General features: G+C 54.7%; 14 protein-coding genes. 5 read left to right on the forward strand and 9 right to left on the reverse strand.

Annotated features, from left to right (window positions below):
- Nucleotides 1–125: 125 nt before the first annotated feature.
- Together F7231_RS10825 and nth are read left to right on the forward strand one after the other, a co-directional pair.
- A complete protein-coding gene (locus tag F7231_RS10825) occupies nucleotides 126–3239 on the forward strand; it encodes a serine hydrolase domain-containing protein (RefSeq protein ID WP_166691893.1) in 3114 nt (1037 codons plus the stop codon).
- Between the two features lie 16 nt (nucleotides 3240–3255).
- Nucleotides 3256–3912: an endonuclease III gene (gene nth, locus F7231_RS10830; protein ID WP_166691894.1), complete on the forward strand. Its 657-nt coding sequence runs from the start codon at nucleotides 3256–3258 to the stop codon at nucleotides 3910–3912.
- Nucleotides 3913–3995: 83 nt separating this feature from the next.
- Here nth and F7231_RS10835 read toward each other — a convergent pair whose 3' ends face one another.
- Together F7231_RS10835 and ggt are read right to left on the reverse strand one after the other, a co-directional pair.
- On the reverse strand, nucleotides 3996–4415 hold the full coding sequence (locus tag F7231_RS10835; RefSeq protein ID WP_085411059.1) for a nucleoside-diphosphate kinase: 420 nt from the start codon (nucleotides 4413–4415) through the stop codon (nucleotides 3996–3998).
- A gap of 130 nt (nucleotides 4416–4545) precedes the next feature.
- Complete coding sequence (gene ggt / locus F7231_RS10840; protein ID WP_166691895.1) at nucleotides 4546–6351, reverse strand: gamma-glutamyltransferase; 1806 nt, start codon at nucleotides 6349–6351, stop codon at nucleotides 4546–4548.
- 231 nt (nucleotides 6352–6582) lie between these two features.
- Here ggt and F7231_RS10845 point away from each other — a divergent pair, with 231 nt between their 5' ends.
- Complete coding sequence (locus F7231_RS10845) at nucleotides 6583–7824, forward strand: ABC transporter permease (protein ID WP_085411061.1); 1242 nt, start codon at nucleotides 6583–6585, stop codon at nucleotides 7822–7824.
- Between the two features lie 64 nt (nucleotides 7825–7888).
- Here the strand turns inward: F7231_RS10845 and F7231_RS10850 are convergent, their stop codons facing one another.
- On the reverse strand, nucleotides 7889–8641 hold the full coding sequence (locus F7231_RS10850) for a dioxygenase family protein (RefSeq protein ID WP_085411062.1): 753 nt from the start codon (nucleotides 8639–8641) through the stop codon (nucleotides 7889–7891).
- 271 nt (nucleotides 8642–8912) lie between these two features.
- On the opposite strand from F7231_RS10850, the gene F7231_RS10855 reads away from it, so the two are divergent.
- Nucleotides 8913–9248: a hypothetical protein gene (locus F7231_RS10855; RefSeq protein WP_166691896.1), complete on the forward strand. Its 336-nt coding sequence runs from the start codon at nucleotides 8913–8915 to the stop codon at nucleotides 9246–9248.
- Between the two features lie 41 nt (nucleotides 9249–9289).
- Nucleotides 9290–10111: a universal stress protein gene (locus F7231_RS10860; RefSeq protein ID WP_166691897.1), complete on the forward strand. Its 822-nt coding sequence runs from the start codon at nucleotides 9290–9292 to the stop codon at nucleotides 10109–10111.
- Nucleotides 10112–10197: 86 nt separating this feature from the next.
- Here the strand turns inward: F7231_RS10860 and F7231_RS10865 are convergent, their stop codons facing one another.
- From F7231_RS10865 to hemN, 6 genes are read right to left on the reverse strand one after another with little or no spacing between them, the layout of a single operon-like run.
- A complete protein-coding gene (locus tag F7231_RS10865) occupies nucleotides 10198–10725 on the reverse strand; it encodes a CopD family protein (protein WP_085411064.1) in 528 nt (175 codons plus the stop codon).
- A gap of 15 nt (nucleotides 10726–10740) precedes the next feature.
- A complete protein-coding gene (locus F7231_RS10870; protein ID WP_166691898.1) occupies nucleotides 10741–11412 on the reverse strand; it encodes an ABC transporter ATP-binding protein in 672 nt (223 codons plus the stop codon).
- Nucleotides 11413–11425: 13 nt separating this feature from the next.
- On the reverse strand, nucleotides 11426–12676 hold the full coding sequence (locus F7231_RS10875) for an ABC transporter permease (RefSeq protein ID WP_166691899.1): 1251 nt from the start codon (nucleotides 12674–12676) through the stop codon (nucleotides 11426–11428).
- A 12-nt stretch (nucleotides 12677–12688) separates the two neighbouring features.
- On the reverse strand, nucleotides 12689–13783 hold the full coding sequence (locus tag F7231_RS10880) for an efflux RND transporter periplasmic adaptor subunit (RefSeq protein ID WP_085411067.1): 1095 nt from the start codon (nucleotides 13781–13783) through the stop codon (nucleotides 12689–12691).
- On the reverse strand, nucleotides 13780–15129 hold the full coding sequence (locus F7231_RS10885; protein ID WP_166691900.1) for a TolC family protein: 1350 nt from the start codon (nucleotides 15127–15129) through the stop codon (nucleotides 13780–13782). The genes F7231_RS10880 and F7231_RS10885 overlap by 4 nt, the downstream gene beginning before the upstream one ends.
- Before the next feature lie 56 nt (nucleotides 15130–15185).
- On the reverse strand, nucleotides 15186–16550 hold the full coding sequence (gene hemN, locus F7231_RS10890; RefSeq protein ID WP_166691901.1) for an oxygen-independent coproporphyrinogen III oxidase: 1365 nt from the start codon (nucleotides 16548–16550) through the stop codon (nucleotides 15186–15188).
- Between the last annotated feature and the right edge of the window lie 162 nt (nucleotides 16551–16712).

Raw genomic sequence — 16712 nt, forward strand, 5'->3', positions numbered from 1 at the left:
CGGCTTAATTTCCTCTAAAGCTATGGTTTAAGCAGTCGTTTGGCTAATTTTAGGGTTCCCACCCTTACGATGAACCAATTACCACCGCCCACTTGTACGAAGTTTACTAACCTATGTTTGAGTTCATGCGGAAGCGTTTCATTCTGCTAACGATTGCCCTCGTACTGTTGCTGGCCGCATTTGAATCAGGCACGGGACGGCCCAGACGGGTGTCTCGGTCACACCGTACAGCGTCAAAAAAGCACACCAGGAAAGTGGTGAAGGTGGCAAAAGTTGCCAAGGTTGTGGCTGCGGCACGGCCTGTTGTTTACCCTACCGCTCGCCTTGAGTCAGAGCAGTTGGCCGGATATCAGGGTGTGAACGTACTCCAGATTCCCACCAACGGCGAAAGCTGGGTCGACAGCGTATTCCAGACCATGACGCCCGATGAAAAAATCGGGCAGTTTTTCATGGTGGCGGCCTTCTCCAACCATAGCGAAAGCCACCGGGTATACATCGAGCACCTGATTCAGAACTACCACATTGGCGGCGTCATCTTCTTCCAGGGAGGCCCCCATCGGCAGGCTGTGCTGACCAACAAATACCAGAGTTTGTCGAAAATCCCGTTGCTGGTAGGCATCGATGGCGAGTGGGGCCTCGGTATGCGCCTCGACAGCACCATGGAGTTTCCCCGGCAGATGACACTGGGGGCTATTCGCGACAACGACCTGATTTACCGGATGGGTGTTGAAATTGGCCGGCAATGCAGCCGCCTCGGCATTCATATCAACTTTGCGCCCGTTTCGGATATCAACAGCAATCCACAGAATCCGGTCATCGGTATTAGGTCCTTCGGCGAGGGTAAAGAGAACGTAGCCAGCAAGGCATCAGCCTACATGAAAGGCCTGCAAATGCAGCACGTAATTGCTACGGCCAAGCATTTTCCCGGTCACGGCGACTCCAATGTCGATTCGCACCATTCGCTGCCCGTCATCAGCCGCTCGTCGGCGCAGATGCACGACATCGACCTGTACCCCTTCCGAAAACTCATTGGCGATAGCCTGATGGGCGTTGTTACCGGCCATTTGCACGTGCCGGTGATGGACAACCAGACACCTGCTGTGGCTGCTACGCTATCTGAAAAGATTGTCACCGACCTGCTCAAGAAGGAGCTGGGTTTCCGTGGCCTGGTATTTACCGATGCCCTTAACATGGGCGGGGTCAGTCGTACAAACCGCTCGGAAGTAGTGAACCTAAAAGCGCTGATTGCCGGTAACGACATTCTGCTTTATCCCGAAAATATCCGGGAAGCCACCCGCGTCATCAAGGAAGCCATCACGTCAGGTACGTTGCCACAGGCGTTCATTGATGAAAAGGTGAAGAAAATTCTGCGGGCTAAGTACTGGTCGGGGTTGAGCCAGTACAAGCCGATTGCGCTGACCAACCTCATCAGCGACCTGAACTCGGACGCCGCCAAAGACCTGAAGCGTGAACTCTGCGAAAACGCAGTAACGATTGTCAGCGATGACAACAAACTGCTGCCCTTAAGCCCGGTCGATACCAACAAAATTGCGTCTATTGCCATTGGTGCCACAGCGGGAAACGTCTTTCAAAAGTCGCTGGCTGGGTTAGCTACCATCAGGCAGTTTGCTTCACCAGATCGCCCGCAAAGCGACGATGATGTCAACAACCTGGTGGCCAGCGTAGGCGATGCCAATCTGGTCGTGGTCAGTTTCCACAATATGAGCCAGTCATCGTTCCGGCGCTACAGCATCAATTTACCGTCGGTTACGCTCATTCAGCGACTAAAACAGCAGGGTAAAAAAGTGGTGGCCGTTGCGTTTGGCTCAGCCTACAGCCTGAACCTGCTGACCGACGCCGATGCACTGGTGTGCGGGTATCAGGAATTCAGCGAAACGCAGTTGGCGACCGCCAGATCGTTGTTTGGTCTTTCACCAGCAAGCGGTATGTTGCCAGTATCGACCGGCGATTTTAAAGTAGGCCACAACGTAAACGTCGACCCGTCGGGGCGGTTGGTGCCTGGTTTGCCCGAAAGCGTAGGGATGAAGGCGGCCGAATTGGCCAAGATCGACAAGATGGTTGAGCTAGCCGTGCATGACCGCGTTATTCCGGGATGTCAGGTGCTGGTGGCCCGAAAAGGCAAGATCGTTTACGACCGTAATTTCGGAGCGCTGACCTACAGTAGCGGCGGCGAGAAAGTAAACGACAACACACTGTATGACCTGGCGTCGCTGACCAAAGTGCTGGGTACGTTGCAGGCTGTGATGGTACTCTACGACCGCAAAGAAATTGACCTCGCCCAGAAGGCATCGTTCTACCTCCCTGAGCTGCGCGGTACTAACAAACAGAACATGACCCTTCAGGATATGCTCTGGCACCAGGCGGGTCTGATTTCGTTCTACCCTACCCTCTGGGACCGCACCCGCACCCCATCGGGCGGGTTGAATCCAGCGTATTACAGCAACAAGAACGATTCGCTGCACACATTACAGATTGCGCCAACGCTCTGGGCCAAACCAGCCCTGAAAGACTCGGTGTGGAAATGGGTAATTCAGTCGCCGCTGTCGCGCAAGATGGATGCCGATGGGAAGCCGTCGTTTGTCTACAGCGACCTGAGTTTCCTGATGCTGCAAAAGGTAGTGGAACGGGTCAGCAAGCAACCGCTCGACCGGTTTCTGGAGCGCGAAATCTACCAGCCACTGGGCTTGAAGTCACTGACCTTCACGCCCCTGCAAAAGTTGACTAGTCCGCATTGCGCCCCGACTGAGCAGGATACTTATTACCGGAATCAGTTACTGGTGGGTACCGTGCACGATCAGATGGCGGCGGTGCAGGGCGGTATCTCGGGTCACGCGGGCCTGTTTGGCAATGCGCACGATATTGCCAAGCTGCTGCAAATGAACCTGCAACGCGGTGTCTATGGTGGTCAGCGCATCCTACAGCCTATGACCGTGCCGTTCTTTACGCAGACGATCAGCACGCGCAGCCCCCGTTCGCTGGGTTGGGACAAGCCAAACCCCGAAAGCACAACCAGCAGTTATTTGTCGCCGCTGGCGCCGCCGCAGTCGTTTGGGCATACGGGCTTCACCGGCAACATGGTTTGGGTAGACCCCCAGCAGGAGCTTGTGTTCGTGTTCCTGTCGAACCGCCTCTTCCCCACGGGTGGCAACCAGGCTATTAACACCACGCGTCTCCGTCGCCGAATTCAGGAGGTCATCTACAACTCCCTGAAGCCGTAAAGTCGTAAATTTGGGGATGCTGAAAAAAGAGCGTTTCCGCCGATTCATCGACTATTTCACGACGCATTTTCCGGAGCCTGAAACAGAGCTCAATTTCTCAAATTCGTACGAATTACTGGTTGCCGTAATTCTGTCGGCGCAATGCACCGACAAGCGTATCAATCAGATTACACCCGCCTTATTTGCCCGTTTTCCAGAGGCCGAATCGTTGGCGGCGGCCTCGATCGAGGAGGTATTTAGCTACATCCGGTCAGTTTCGTATCCGAACAACAAGGCAAAGCACCTGGTTGGTATGGCGCGACTGCTAATGAGCGATTTTGGCGGGGAGGTACCCGGCACCGTCGAGGAGTTGCAGCGCCTGCCGGGCGTAGGGCGCAAAACGGCCCACGTCATTTTGTCTATCGTATTTAACCAGCCCACGATGGCAGTGGATACCCACGTATTTCGGGTGTCGCACCGGCTGGGTCTGGCTCCGCTCACGGCCAACACGCCGCTGGCTGTCGAGAAGGCCTTGATGGCGCACATTCCAAAGCAATACGTACCCAAGGCGCACCACTGGCTTATCCTGCATGGCCGTTACATCTGCATTGCCCGATCGCCCAAATGTGGTGAGTGCGCCCTCCGCGATGCATGTAAGTACTACAAGAAGATAGGGGCTATTATCAAGAAGTAAAGTCAAAAAACAAGAATGGCTCTGCCAGGTCCTAAACGGTGCCGTGGCAGAGCCATTCTTGTTTTTTTGACTTTACTTCTTGACTAGTACTGCTCCGTACCGGCGAAGAAGAACGAACCCTCGATTTGGGCGTTTTCGTCTGAATCAGAACCGTGGATGGCGTTCGCTTCGATCGACTTGGCGAACAGCTTACGGATGGTACCATCGGCAGCCTGTGCTGGGTTGGTAGCACCGATCAGCGTACGGAAATCAGCGACGGCGTTTTCTTTTTCCAAAATCATCGGCACAATAGCACCCGACGACATATAGGCTTTCAGATCGTTGTAAAACGGGCGCTCGCTATGTACGGCATAAAATTCACCTGCGCGCTCCGGCGTCAACAGGGTTTTCTTGATGGCCACGATGCGGAAACCCGCCTCTTCGATCATCTTCGTAATTGCTCCGGTATGTCCCTCTGCTACGGCATCGGGCTTAATCATGGTGAACGTACGGTTCGTCGTCATTGCTGAGATAACAAAATTTTATTTGGCAGCAAAAGTACGGGGGAACTTTCAAGTTTCAAGTTTCCGGTTTCAAGTGCTGCGCTAATTGACGGTATGGCGAATCAGCGCAGCACTTGAAACCGAACCTAGTCTAAAATCCCATCGCGGTATTATCGGCGCGAGGGTCCGAGGCACCTTCGTAGCTTCCATCGGGCCGAACAAGCACGCAATCCATGCGGCCAAGGGTGTTGGTCAGTTGTTCGAGGACGTACCCACGACCGATGAGCGCCTGTTTGGTAGCTTCGGTGAAAGCGCCATTCTCGAAAATGGTTTTGTCGGGTAGCCACTGGTGGTGAAACTTCAGCGCATTTACCGATTGCTGCATGGTCATACCGTGCTCAATCACGTTCACGACTGTCTGGAATACCGACGTCATAATGGTTGACCCACCAGGCGTACCCACCACCATAAATAGCTTGCCGTCGCGTTCCAGAATGGTGGGTGTCATGCTCGACAACATTCGTTTGTTGGGGGCGATGGCGTTGGCCTGGTTACCAATTAGCCCATACATATTCGGCGTACCGGGCTTGATGCTGAAGTCGTCCATCTCGTTGTTCATGAAGAAACCTGCACCGCCAACCACTACCCGGCTACCGTAGCCGCCGTTGAGGGTTGTGGTGATACTCACCGCATTACCGTCGCGGTCGACCACCGAGAAGTGAGTCGTTTCCAGACTTTCGTAACCGGGCAATGACCCACCGTGAATAGTTTTGCTATCAGTCGCTTTGCTGAAATTGAACGTGGCCCACTGGTTTTGCAAATACGTCCGGTCCATGAGTTGGGCACTGGGCACCTTCACAAAATCGGGGTCACCCAGGAATTTGGCCCGGTCGGCGTATACCCGGCGTTCGGCTTCGATCATGACCTGCGCCGTGCTGTCGCGGTTCCAGCCCCAGCGCCGGATCGGGAAAGGTTCAATGTAGCGAAGCAATTGCACCAGCGCGATGCCACCGCTTGAGGTAGGCGGCATGGTGATTACATTGAAATTTTTGTAGCCTTCGCGGATGGGCTCGCGCCAGATCGCCTGGTAGTTGGCCAGATCGGCTTCGGAGATCAGACCGCCGCCGCGCTGCATTTCGGCGGCAACCAGGCGGGCCGTTTCGCCACCGTAAAAACCATCACGTCCCTGCGTCTGAATCCGGCGGAGGGTACTGCCCAGATCCGTCTGCACCAGCAAATCACCCTTGGCCCAGGCGCGCCCCTCGGGATGCATAAAGTAGGTTTTGCCGGGATTGTATTTGAGCAGATCGTCTTTGATCCGGTTCAGGCCGGTGGCGTCGCGCTCGGTCAGGGCAAATCCTTTTTCGGCCAGATCAACCGCCGGTTGCAGCACCTGCGGCCAGGTTAACTTCCCGAATTTCTGATGCGCCTGCACCATGCCAGCTACTGAACCCGGCACGCCGCTCGCCAGATGGCCGCTCATGCTGAGGCCACCCGCCCGCACGTTACCCGCCGAGTCGAGGTACATGTTTGGCGTTGCTTTACCGGGCGCTTTTTCGCGGTAATCGAGCGTACTGGCCTTACCGCTTTTATCGCGGTAGACCATGAAACCGCCCCCGCCAATGTTCCCCGCACCGGGATAAACCACTGCCAGCGCAAACTGCATCGCCACGGCCGCATCTACCGCGTTGCCGCCTGCTTTCAGAATGTTTAACCCAACCTGCGAAGCTTCGGGATGTGCTGATGCGACCATGCCGTTTCGCCCGGTTACTCCCTGCCGATCCGAGTAAAACGGTTTCAGCGTTGGGTCTTCTTCCTTGTACTGGTAAACGCCCTGCCCGGTTTGTACACGACTCTGACTAGTAGTCGGTTGAGACGTTTTGCAGCCTACAGGCAAGAGGAAAATAGCGGAACAGAGTACTAAATACGTGGGTCGAACGACAGAACGGATAGGCATACGGCGTTAAAAACGGGTTGTTCCTGCTAAACTACGGATTCGCGGGCAACCGGAGTTACTGTTCAGTGCATTAAATGCGGTGGGCCGATACAGACTGGCCGTTGCCATTAAACCCCAAAAACAGCCAAACACCCGGCTTCGGTGGTATTCTGTCCGAAAGAGGTTGAAGCAGAGCAACGGCGCATTTACTTTTAGCGTTATTCCCAACCTGTCGCTTAGCTCCTGTTTCCGGTGAAAGTTGTTCGTCAAATTATTGAAAGCCTGCGCTTCGCCTGGCAATCGCTTCGGTCAAATCTGCTCCGTACCACGCTGTCGCTGCTGGGCGTAACCATCGGTATTTTCGCCATCATCGCCGTGTTTACGATCGTCGATTCGTTGCAGCGAAATATCAAGGATACCCTGGGCGGGCTGGGCAGCAATGTGATTTACGTGCAGAAATGGCCGTTTGAATTTGGCAGTGAATACCGCTGGTGGAAATATTTTCAACGGCCCGAGCCCACCTACAACGAGTACCGCCTGCTAAGCGACCGACTCGAAAACGCGCAGGCCGTGGTAGCCATGGGCGGGCGGGGCGGCATCACCGTCAAAAACGGCAGCAACAGCCTCAGTTCCCGCATATCGGGCGTTACCTACGACTACAATAAAATTTCGGACGTACCCATTGCGCAGGGCCGCTACTTTGCGCCACAGGAAATGGAATCGTCGCGCAATGTGACCATTATCGGCTCAGAGATCGCCGAAACGCTGTTTCCTACGCAAAGCCCCATTGGCCAGTCGATGCAGATTGCCGGGCTTAAATTTGTGGTCATTGGCGTTGGCGAGAAAAAAGGAGCAAGTATTCTGGAGATTGGCGGCAACCCCGACCTGCGTTGCATTATTCCCTATGGCACGTTCGCCAAGTTATTTTCATCCAACCGACCCAACCTGACAATTGCCATAAAAGGCTACGAAACCGATGCCGGACTGGAGAATCTGGAAGGTGAAATCAAGGGGGTGTTGCGCGCCCGACGCAGCCTTCGTCCGGCTCAGGAAGACAGCTTTGCCATCAACCGGCCTGAAGCGCTGGCCAAGTTCATCAGTGGCATTTTTGCGGTGTTGACTATCGCTGGCTGGTTTATTGGCGGTTTCTCGATGCTCGTTGGGGGCTTCGGTATTGCCAACATCATGTTCGTATCAGTGAAAGAGCGGACCAACATCATCGGCATTCAGAAATCGCTCGGGGCCAAAAACTACGTAATCCTGCTGCAGTTTTTGTTCGAAGCGGTGCTGCTGGCCGTGGTGGGCGGATTGGTCGGGATCGGCCTTGTTTACCTGATGTCGTTTATGAATCTGGGCAGTCTGGACATTCAACTCTCGGCCAGTAACATTATTCTGGGCCTTGCCGTGTCGGGCGGGATCGGGACGATCTTCGGCATTCTGCCCGCCGCACTGGCCGCCCGCATGAACCCCGTCGATGCGATCCGCTCAAAATAAACTGGATGACGGGTTATTGCTCATGCTGAAGCACATACTGCGTAAGCAACAACCCGTCATCGACTTATCCATTCACTACAATCGTGTGAGTCAGCGTGTAACCGGCAGATGGGCTACCCGATACGGTGGCCAGCTCGGTGGTGAACCCGTCTGAGAATACATTATCGCGTTCGTTCAGCGTATCCTGAGCCCCTTTCGTGTAGCCATAGGCCTGCCCCGTTGTATAGAGCGTGTTGGCGATAGCATACGGAAAGGCGATCTGCGTAACCAACAACGATTTTCCCGCCGAATTATAGACGTGCACGTGCACGTGTGGAGCGCGCCCCGAATACCAGCCGGGGAAGATCGTTGTGTAGGCCGCTAATCCGCTGGCATCGGTCACTTGCCGGCCGCGCAGAAAATCGACCGCCTGGAAGTTGACGCTCTGCATGCCCGAGCCACCGTATTCGGAGTAGTACCCGTCCTTATCGCAATGCCATACGTCGACGATGGCACCGGCCAGGGCGGCGCAGCTTGCATTTTTGTTTTTGATGGTGATGTTCATCGTCATCATCACCCCGGTACGGTCATCACGGATGTCTTTACGCACAAAATTTGCCGGAATTTTGGTTGGGAAAGGCCCTTCCGTTTCGGTGGGGCTGACCGTACAATCGCTGGCCGAACTGCCGTTGGTTGAGCCGGTCCCCGTTGTGCTGCCCGTGGTAGTGGTCGTTGGGTCTACGCTTGCCGAGTCTTTACAAGCCGCCAGTATTGGATTGATAGCCGCTATGCCCAACAGGCTGGTGAATCCCCGCTTCAAAAAGTCCTTACGTTCCATGCGCTTTATTGACAATGATTGATTAATGATGTACGGATAACGACGCGTCGTTCAACGGGTCGTTGCCATTTGTGTACATGACGCAGAAAACAGGAAGTTTCGTTGCACCCCCCTGTGACTTAGCGGTAAATGCCCTGAATGTGTCGGTAAAAGCCAACGGTTCCCGACCACATCACCGATGCCAAAAATCAGCCTCCTGGCTGACGCTGGTCAGGTTAGCAGCGGGCCCGATCGCGTTGCTTTGTGGCGTCACTCAAACCAAGAAATACACATGGCAACGCTCAGTCATCCAGGCCAATCCTCCTATACCTCACCGTCTACCGCTGGCTGGTCAACCCTTTACACAAATTTTGTTGATAAGGCTGAATTTAATCGCTTTGGCTGGGCAGCCACGGCCATGATGATTCAGGGCTGTCTACTTACACCTATTTTGCTGCTCACCTTATTTACATACGGTGGCGGTGACTGGCAGGTACTGGTTTCGTTCCTTAGTTTTTTACTGGTGCTGATTCCGGTGTTATCTGCATTACCCGTAAAATACATTGTTCCTGGCTTCCTCGTCAGCGCCGTAGTGCACCTCTCGCTTATCCTGATGAACATCCTGTAAAGATCGTTTTGGTGTTTCCTTCATTCTAGTCCCTATCAGGCATGAAAACCATCGTTGTTGCCACTGATTTCTCGTCGGGTGCGGCCCACGCCGCCGACTTCGCCGTACAATTGGCGAAGGCCCAACAAGCCGCCGTGGTGCTGGTGCACGCGTTTCACTTCTGGCCCACCAACCCGGCCGACGCTGGCGTTGATGCGGTGATTGGTACTAAAGCTGTCCGTGACGTTTGTCAACGCGAGATCAATCACCTGGTTCGAACGCTACGGGAACAACACGGTACCGACGTCCCCATCCGAACAGTTGTAGAAGAGGGCTATGCCATGCCGGTTATTCAGCGTGTGGCGCAGGATGAAAAAGCCGATTTACTGGTGATGTCGACCGTGGGATCGGCCCCCCAGAGCGCTCAGTTGATGGGTAGTTTGTCGACCAGTATGGTAACCGAAACCGAAGTGCCGCTCCTGCTCATTCCGCCCACCGCCTCGTATGCCTCGCTGAGTAATGTAGTGTTGAGCATCGACCTGACTTCGCCTACCGACGCGGTTGCATTGGATACCGCCATTCGGTTTGCCCGCCAGTTCAACTGCGTGGTGAATCTGTTGTGCATTCACGAGGAACCAACCAATTTGCAGGTACGTGCCCGAGCCACGCACATACGCGATTTGCTGGCCCACGTGCCGCACACCTTGTCAATTCTGACGGGCGAAGACGTGTATGACAATCTGATGAAGTTTGCCCATGCCAACAAAGCCAACCTTATTATGATGCTGCCCCAAAAACACAACTGGTTCAGAAGCCTGTTTGTGGAAGGCAACACCGAACGAATGGCTCGTTTAACAGACATTCCGCTGTTGGCAATCGTATAATCTATTCCCACCATACCTTGGATAGCCCGTCTTTCTGTACAGAAAGACGGGTTTTATTATACCAGCCCACGTCGACATCAATCTGATTACCGCTCTCGCAATCGCTTGTACGCTTGTATGGCGATCATCAACACGGTACCAAACAGGAGCAGACCGCCCAGCCCCCAGAGCATACTGAGTGCGTCTTTCAACACCACCAGAAACACAATACCGAACAGGAACAGCGTAGCTACTTCGTTCCAGATGCGGAGTTGGGTAGAGGTGTAGCGCAGTTCGCCCCGTTGCTGTTGAAGAAACAGTAGGTGGCAGGCAATGTGGTAGCTATAGAGACCGGCAACCAGCAACAATTTGTATATGAGCCAGGCGGGTGTTGCGCCATACTTATACCAGGTGCTCAGGCCCAGTAGTAAGGTCAATATCGCCGAGGGCCACGTTATACCGTACCATAACCGCCGCTGCATAAGCGCAAATTGCCTCTGTAACACCCGGCGGGCATCGTCGGGCTGGTCGGCGGCTTCGGTGAAGTAGATACACAGGCGCGGCAGGTAGAACAACCCGGCAAACCAGGTTACAATGAAAATGATGTGGAGCGCTTTAACGTAGAAAAAAGTCATGCTGTACTTGGCAAATCAATGAACAATGAGACCGTCCGACATGTCGATCACGCGGTCGGTGCCGGCCGCAAAATCGGGGTCGTGCGTAACGGCAATAATGGTTTGTCCGCCGCTGGCCAGTTCGCGAAAGATGCCAAAGACGTTGTCGGTATTAGCTTTGTCCAGATTTCCTGTTGGCTCGTCGCCCATGATGATGGTGGGGTCGTTGATCAGGGCTCGGGCAATAGCTACACGCTGCTGCTGGCCACCCGACAGCTTACTGGCGGGCTTGAGGGCATAATCGGCCATACCAATCATGCGCAGTTTGGTCATCGCCCGTGTTTCGATTTCGTCGGCCGAATACTTACCTAGTTTCAAGGCGGGGAGCATTACGTTCTGAAGCGCCGAAAACTCGGGCAACAGAAAATGGAATTGGAAAACGAATCCGAGATGCTCGTTGCGAAAATGCGCCAGATAATCCTGACTACGACCCGTTAGCAACGTACCTGCCAGCTCAATCTGCCCCTCGTAGTCGGTATCCATCGTGGATAACAGGTAAAGCAGAGTCGACTTGCCGCAGCCCGATTTACCTACGATAGCCACAAATTCACCCTGCTGCACTTCGAAGGTGATGTCGGACAAGACCCGGAATTTATCAGGGTCGTAGAAGTATTTGTTCAGGTGTCGGGCTGCTAAAACGGTGCTCATCTGGTTCTATCGTTTATCCTCTCAAAATGGCCACCGGGTCAATATGAGAGGCTTTTCGGGCCGGGAAAAAACCCGCCAGCACCGTGGTGATGACGCCAAACAACAGGCCGCTGACGTAATACTTCGCGGCGAAGATGACCGGAAACGTCTTCATGCTCATAAAATCTCCCGCATCGAACGGCGTGATCGACAGCAGATAGCTGAGCCCGAACCCGATAGCCAGTCCCAGCAAGCCGCCCGTGAAACCGATAAAGATGGCCTGCATCAGAAAAATGGCGATGATGTCGCGGCCCTCAAAGCCTGTTGCTTTCAGAATAGCAATGTCTTTGATCTTGTTCATCACGGTCATGTTCATGATATTGTAGATACCGAAACCCGCCACCACCAGCAGTGTAATAGACACCACGTAGGTAAGCATGTTCCTGATCTTCTCGCCCGCCAGAATTGCCGTGTTGGCCGTAGCCCAGTCTTCGGTGTGGTAACCATACTGCGCCTGTAGCACTTTCCCGAACGGAATAGCCTGTAATGGATCGTTCATCTTCAGGTGAATATCTGTGATGTAGCTGGGATCCTTGCCCAGCAATTCCTGTACGGTGGGCAGGTTGGCGTAGCCTTTTGTGTTATCGATGGTGCCGATGCCGAAACCGAACGTACCCACGATGCGCAGCACCCGCGTAGTGCCGGTGGGCGTGGTGACCGTCACCTTGTCGCCGGTGACCACGTTGAGTTTACGTGCCAGCGTACTCCCCATGATCAGACCATCGGGATTGCTGCGCAGGGCATTGATGCTTCCCGTTTTCAACCGTTTTTCGAGCTTGTACAGCCGGTTCTCCCGCTCGATGTTCACCCCCGAAATCGTGCCCGACAATTGAATGGGGCCGTTGTTGTAAAACGCCTGCGTGGCTACCTGCGGCGACACACCCAGCACATTTGGCTCCCGTTCGATGCGATCAGCGATAGTCAGACCGTTCTTGATGCGGGCGAGTTCATTTTTAGGCTTCTGGTGGTAGGTAACGTTGAATCCACCCGGCCGCAGTGTCTGGATCAGGCTGGGCCGCTGGGTATTCACTTCGTTATACATTCTAATGTGCGGGCTGGCATCGAGAGCCGAATCTTCCAGAAACTGGTTGACGCCCTGCATGAACGAAATCATCGTGATGAACATGGCAATGCCGAACGTGACACCAAGCATGGCCACGAGCGTCTGGCGCTTCTTAGCCAGCAGGTGCGTCTGGGCAATTTGTGAGGCGATGCGCAGGTTCATACAATGGTGCGGTCAGTCATTTGCCAGAATAATTGACTGCTCAGTCAAACCGCCTTTCACTTCAACGAGGTCAAAATTTTCGGCGCCTTTGCGAATGCGGATCCTCTGCTTTTTACCATCCTGATCGACCCACACGCTATCGGTACCGAAAACGTAGGTTTTAGGAATCGTAAGCACCCGCCGGTTCTGGCTAATGATGATGTTGGCCTCGACCGTCAGGCCGTAATACGCATCGGGCTTATCATCAGTGAATTCAGCGTCGGCGCGGAACGACTGGTCAGCGCGGTTGAGCTTCGGGTACACCTTTGCTATGCGGGCTTTAAATACCCGCTCGCCGTAGGCATCGGTTTTCACCAGCACTTCCTGCCCCACCCGGATGCGCCCGAAATCACTCTCATCAACTGCCAATTGAACAAACAGCCGTCGACCGCTGCCAAGCAGCGCCAATTGGTCGCCGGGTCTAACTAACTCACCGGGGTCCTTGTAGACTTCATAAATCTTGCCATCCACAAAACTTCGAATCCGGGTATTACTGCCCGCCACTTCAGTTGTCACCAGCTGACTCCGGCTGTTAGCCACGTCGACCCCCAACTGATTACGGGTACGTTGCAAGGTATTTTGCTGGGCGCGAAGGGTATTCTGCGACAGCGTGTAATTCAATTCGGTCCGCTCCAACTCGGCCTTCGACGTAGCATTCTGAGCATACAATTCGCGGAAACGGGTGTAATTGACCGAGTCATTGCGCAGTCGGGTGCGGGCGTTACGGACCTGATTTTCCAGCTCGGCTAACACCGGCGAATTAGCGCCCACATTGGCCCGAGACTGGCGAAGTGCTACACTGGCAGCCTGCCGCCGGGCGTCTTCAGCTGCGCTTTCAAGTACAAACAGTAACTGTCCTTTGCGAACCGTATCGCCCTCATTAACGAGTCGTTGCTGCAACGTACCGTCGGCATCGGCGCGCAGGACGTACTCATCGCGGGGCAGCACGTTTCCTGAGGCGTAAACAGCCTCGGTCAGGTCTTTATACGTTGGGTGTACACCCTGCTCGCCGCGTTGGCAGGCCAGCGCAAACAGGAGTAAAGCAGCGACAGGCAGCGTTTTTTTCATCGCACGGGTTGCCCGCTCCGAATATGCCAGAGCGTTTGGTTGATACATACAGTCGATAGCGTGTTGAGGTACCGGTTTTGCGCTGTCAGCGCTTCGTTGAACACATTCAGGTATTGATCATAGGCAAACAGACCGGATCGGTATTTGACCAACGCAATCTGCACGTTCTGCTGACTTAAGGCATAGTTCTGCCGGTTGATCGACAGCGAACGCAGCGCCTGGTTGTACGTAGTCCGGATGTCTTCTGTATCGGTATGCTGGCGGTTCATTTCGTAGGCCAGTTGTTGTTCAGTCAGCCGCAGCTGAATCCGGGCGCGGGTCAGGTTACTCTGGCGTAGCCCACCCGTGTAGATCGGCACATTGAGTTGTAAGCCTACTACACCGATCTCGAACCACCGCTGAGACGTATTCAGAAAATTGAACTGCTGCCGCTGCGCCTGCTGCGAATACCGTCCGTAGGCCGACACCGTAGGGTAAAACGCCATTCGTTCACGCTCAATTTGCAGGCGAGCCAACTCGGTCTGCGCCCGACGCAGGGTGATCTGCGGCCGTTCGATTGTAGGGAACACTGCCAAAGCGGGGCGGGCTGTGTCTGGAATCGGGCTGATGATCGACAGCGAATCGGCCAGCAGGTTTTCGGTCAGTTGCAGGCTGTCGGCAAGTGTCAGGCCCAGTAGCAGTTTTAGTTGGTTCAGGTTCCGGACGTAGCCCAGTTCATTCTGCAACAGCACATCGGCCGTGGTGAGCTGCACTTGCTGAATCCGGTTGTACTCGAGTGGTTCAATCAAGCCTTTGGTCAGGCGTTGGCGGGCAATCTGCGCCAGCGTGTCGGCGGCCAGCAGGTTGCGGCGGGTGAGGGCAATGGCAGCGCGGGTAAGTAACGTAGCGTGGTATATGCGGGCTGTCTGCGTCGACACTTCATCTTGTAACACCAGCGTCTGATCATCCGAGATCCGCAGGTTCTGCGCTACCAGTTGCTGATCGGCACGGGCGGGGCGGTTCAGGAGCGGGGCGGTTATTTCGCCGGTTGCCAGCAGTACAAAAGGCAGCCCGAACTGCACCGACCGAAACTCATTGGCCGTGCCACCAAACAGACTCAGCGGAATGAGCTGAACGGGTAGCGAATAGTTGTAATCGAGGGTGCTGTAAATACGGGCCTGCGGCCGTAGCACTGCCTGGCTGGCTACCTGCTGCTGTTCCTGCACCAACCGATTTTGCCGGGCATTGACCAGGTCAGGATTAGCACGCCGGGCCAATTCCAATGCTTCTTCCACGCCCGGCAGAATTGTTTGCGCCAGGGTAGCCGACCCCGTCAGGAACAACAGAAAAATACTCAGACATTTCATGCCGCCAGAATTTCAGGATAAGGTAATAAAATTCTCTTTAAGCATGTAAATCAGCACTATACGGTTTGTGAGAATACGGGTTTCTCCAGTACCGGACTAGTAGTCAAATACTGATCGAACACCATGCAGATAGTACGCAGAAACGGTTGTCCTTTGGCACGTACCCAGAGCCCGGTTTCGTCGTAGTCGAGCAGGCCATCGTCGCGCATATCATCGAGTTGCAGGCTGATCATCGCCCAGGCGTCGGGTGTCCAGTCAGTAGTTGACCAGTTGGTTTCAAAGCGGCACATGATATCCAGAATCAACCGACGTATGATCACGTCATCCCGGGTCAGTAAATGGCCGCGCAGAACGGGCAATTCGCCAGCAGTAACTCTGGTCAGGTAGGTAGCAAGATCTTTCTCATTCTGCATGAACGCCGTCCCGACATCACTGATCGATGATACGCCTAGCCCAAGCAGCACATCGGTACGGGTAGTGGTGTAGCCCATGAAGTTGCGGTGCAACGTACCGGCCTGCATGGCCTGGTGCAGCGAGTCGTGGGGCAGGGCGAAATGATCCATGCCGATTTCGGTGTACCCGCCCGCCTCAAACAACGCCCGACCAGTTTCATACAACCCGCGTTTCTGGTCGGCTGTGGGCAGGTCGGCGTCTTTGAACCCCCGCTGGCCGTTGCCTTTGATCCAGGGCACGTGGGCGTAAGAATAAAACGAGATACGGTCGGGACGCAGGCTCAGCGTCTGGGCCACCGTCTGCCTGATCGAAGATGTCTGCTGGAACGGAAGGCCAAATACCAGGTCATGGCTGATCGACGTGTAGCCGATCTCGCGGGCCTGCTCTGTCACGCGCTGTACGTTGCTGAACGGCTGATGCCGGTGAATCGCCTGCTGCACCAAGGGGTCGTAATCCTGCACCCCGAAGCTTACGCGCCGAAAACCAAAGTCATACAACGTTTTCAGGTGGTCGTGAGTCGTGTTGTTGGGGTGTCCCTCCCAGCCAAAGTCAGGCTTGTCGGCCAGGTCTGCATCCCGAAAGAGACCCGTCAGGAGCCGACTCAGTTCAGTCGGTGAGAAAAAGCTGGGCGTCCCTCCGCCAAAATGCAGTTCGGCAATTCGGGGACGCTCCGGCAGCCAGTCGCAGTACATCTGCCATTCATTGAGCAGGGCATTGATGTAGGGCGTTTCAACATCGTGGTTCTTGGTGACCCGCTTGTTGCAGCCACAGAATGTACACAGGCTTTCACAATACGGCAGGTGCACGTACAGACTAATCCCATCGGCGTAGTTACTATTGGCAAAAGCCGTGGTCAGCCGTTGTTGCCAGCCGCCCTGAGTAAAGGCGGCAGTGCTCCAGAACGGCACGGTGGGGTAGCTGGTATAGCGTGGACCAGGTACGTTGTATTTCGCGATCAGGGATGACATGGAGGCTCGTGAATGTGAAATCGGTCCGTCACTGCGGTCGAATTCGGGATTTATGGCAGCCTGGTCCGCCGGCGTAAGTAGCCTACGCGGAATTCCCGCTCGCCAATCCGGTATCCTTGGTAACAAAAGTGGCAAAACAGGCTGAGTGCAGGCCGTACCAGA

The organism is Fibrivirga algicola (genome assembly GCF_011742925.1).
Classification (GTDB): domain Bacteria; phylum Bacteroidota; class Bacteroidia; order Cytophagales; family Spirosomataceae; genus Fibrella; species Fibrella algicola.

What these genes read in the sequence shown, in the direction of transcription:
- F7231_RS10885 (WP_166691900.1), bottom strand. Translation starts at nt 15,129, where the DNA reads ATGAAATGTCTGAGTATTTTTCTGTTGTTCCTGACGGGGTCGGCTACC.
- nth (WP_166691894.1), top strand. Translation starts at nt 3,256, where the DNA reads ATGCTGAAAAAAGAGCGTTTCCGCCGATTCATCGACTATTTCACGACG.
- F7231_RS10865 (WP_085411064.1), bottom strand. Translation starts at nt 10,725, where the DNA reads ATGACTTTTTTCTACGTTAAAGCGCTCCACATCATTTTCATTGTAACC.
- F7231_RS10850 (WP_085411062.1), bottom strand. Translation starts at nt 8,641, where the DNA reads ATGGAACGTAAGGACTTTTTGAAGCGGGGATTCACCAGCCTGTTGGGC.
- F7231_RS10825 (WP_166691893.1), top strand. Translation starts at nt 126, where the DNA reads ATGCGGAAGCGTTTCATTCTGCTAACGATTGCCCTCGTACTGTTGCTG.
- F7231_RS10860 (WP_166691897.1), top strand. Translation starts at nt 9,290, where the DNA reads ATGAAAACCATCGTTGTTGCCACTGATTTCTCGTCGGGTGCGGCCCAC.
- F7231_RS10870 (WP_166691898.1), bottom strand. Translation starts at nt 11,412, where the DNA reads ATGAGCACCGTTTTAGCAGCCCGACACCTGAACAAATACTTCTACGAC.
- hemN (WP_166691901.1), bottom strand. Translation starts at nt 16,550, where the DNA reads ATGTCATCCCTGATCGCGAAATACAACGTACCTGGTCCACGCTATACC.
- F7231_RS10875 (WP_166691899.1), bottom strand. Translation starts at nt 12,676, where the DNA reads ATGAACCTGCGCATCGCCTCACAAATTGCCCAGACGCACCTGCTGGCT.
- F7231_RS10855 (WP_166691896.1), top strand. Translation starts at nt 8,913, where the DNA reads ATGGCAACGCTCAGTCATCCAGGCCAATCCTCCTATACCTCACCGTCT.
- F7231_RS10835 (WP_085411059.1), bottom strand. Translation starts at nt 4,415, where the DNA reads ATGACGACGAACCGTACGTTCACCATGATTAAGCCCGATGCCGTAGCA.
- ggt (WP_166691895.1), bottom strand. Translation starts at nt 6,351, where the DNA reads ATGCCTATCCGTTCTGTCGTTCGACCCACGTATTTAGTACTCTGTTCC.
- F7231_RS10880 (WP_085411067.1), bottom strand. Translation starts at nt 13,783, where the DNA reads ATGAAAAAAACGCTGCCTGTCGCTGCTTTACTCCTGTTTGCGCTGGCC.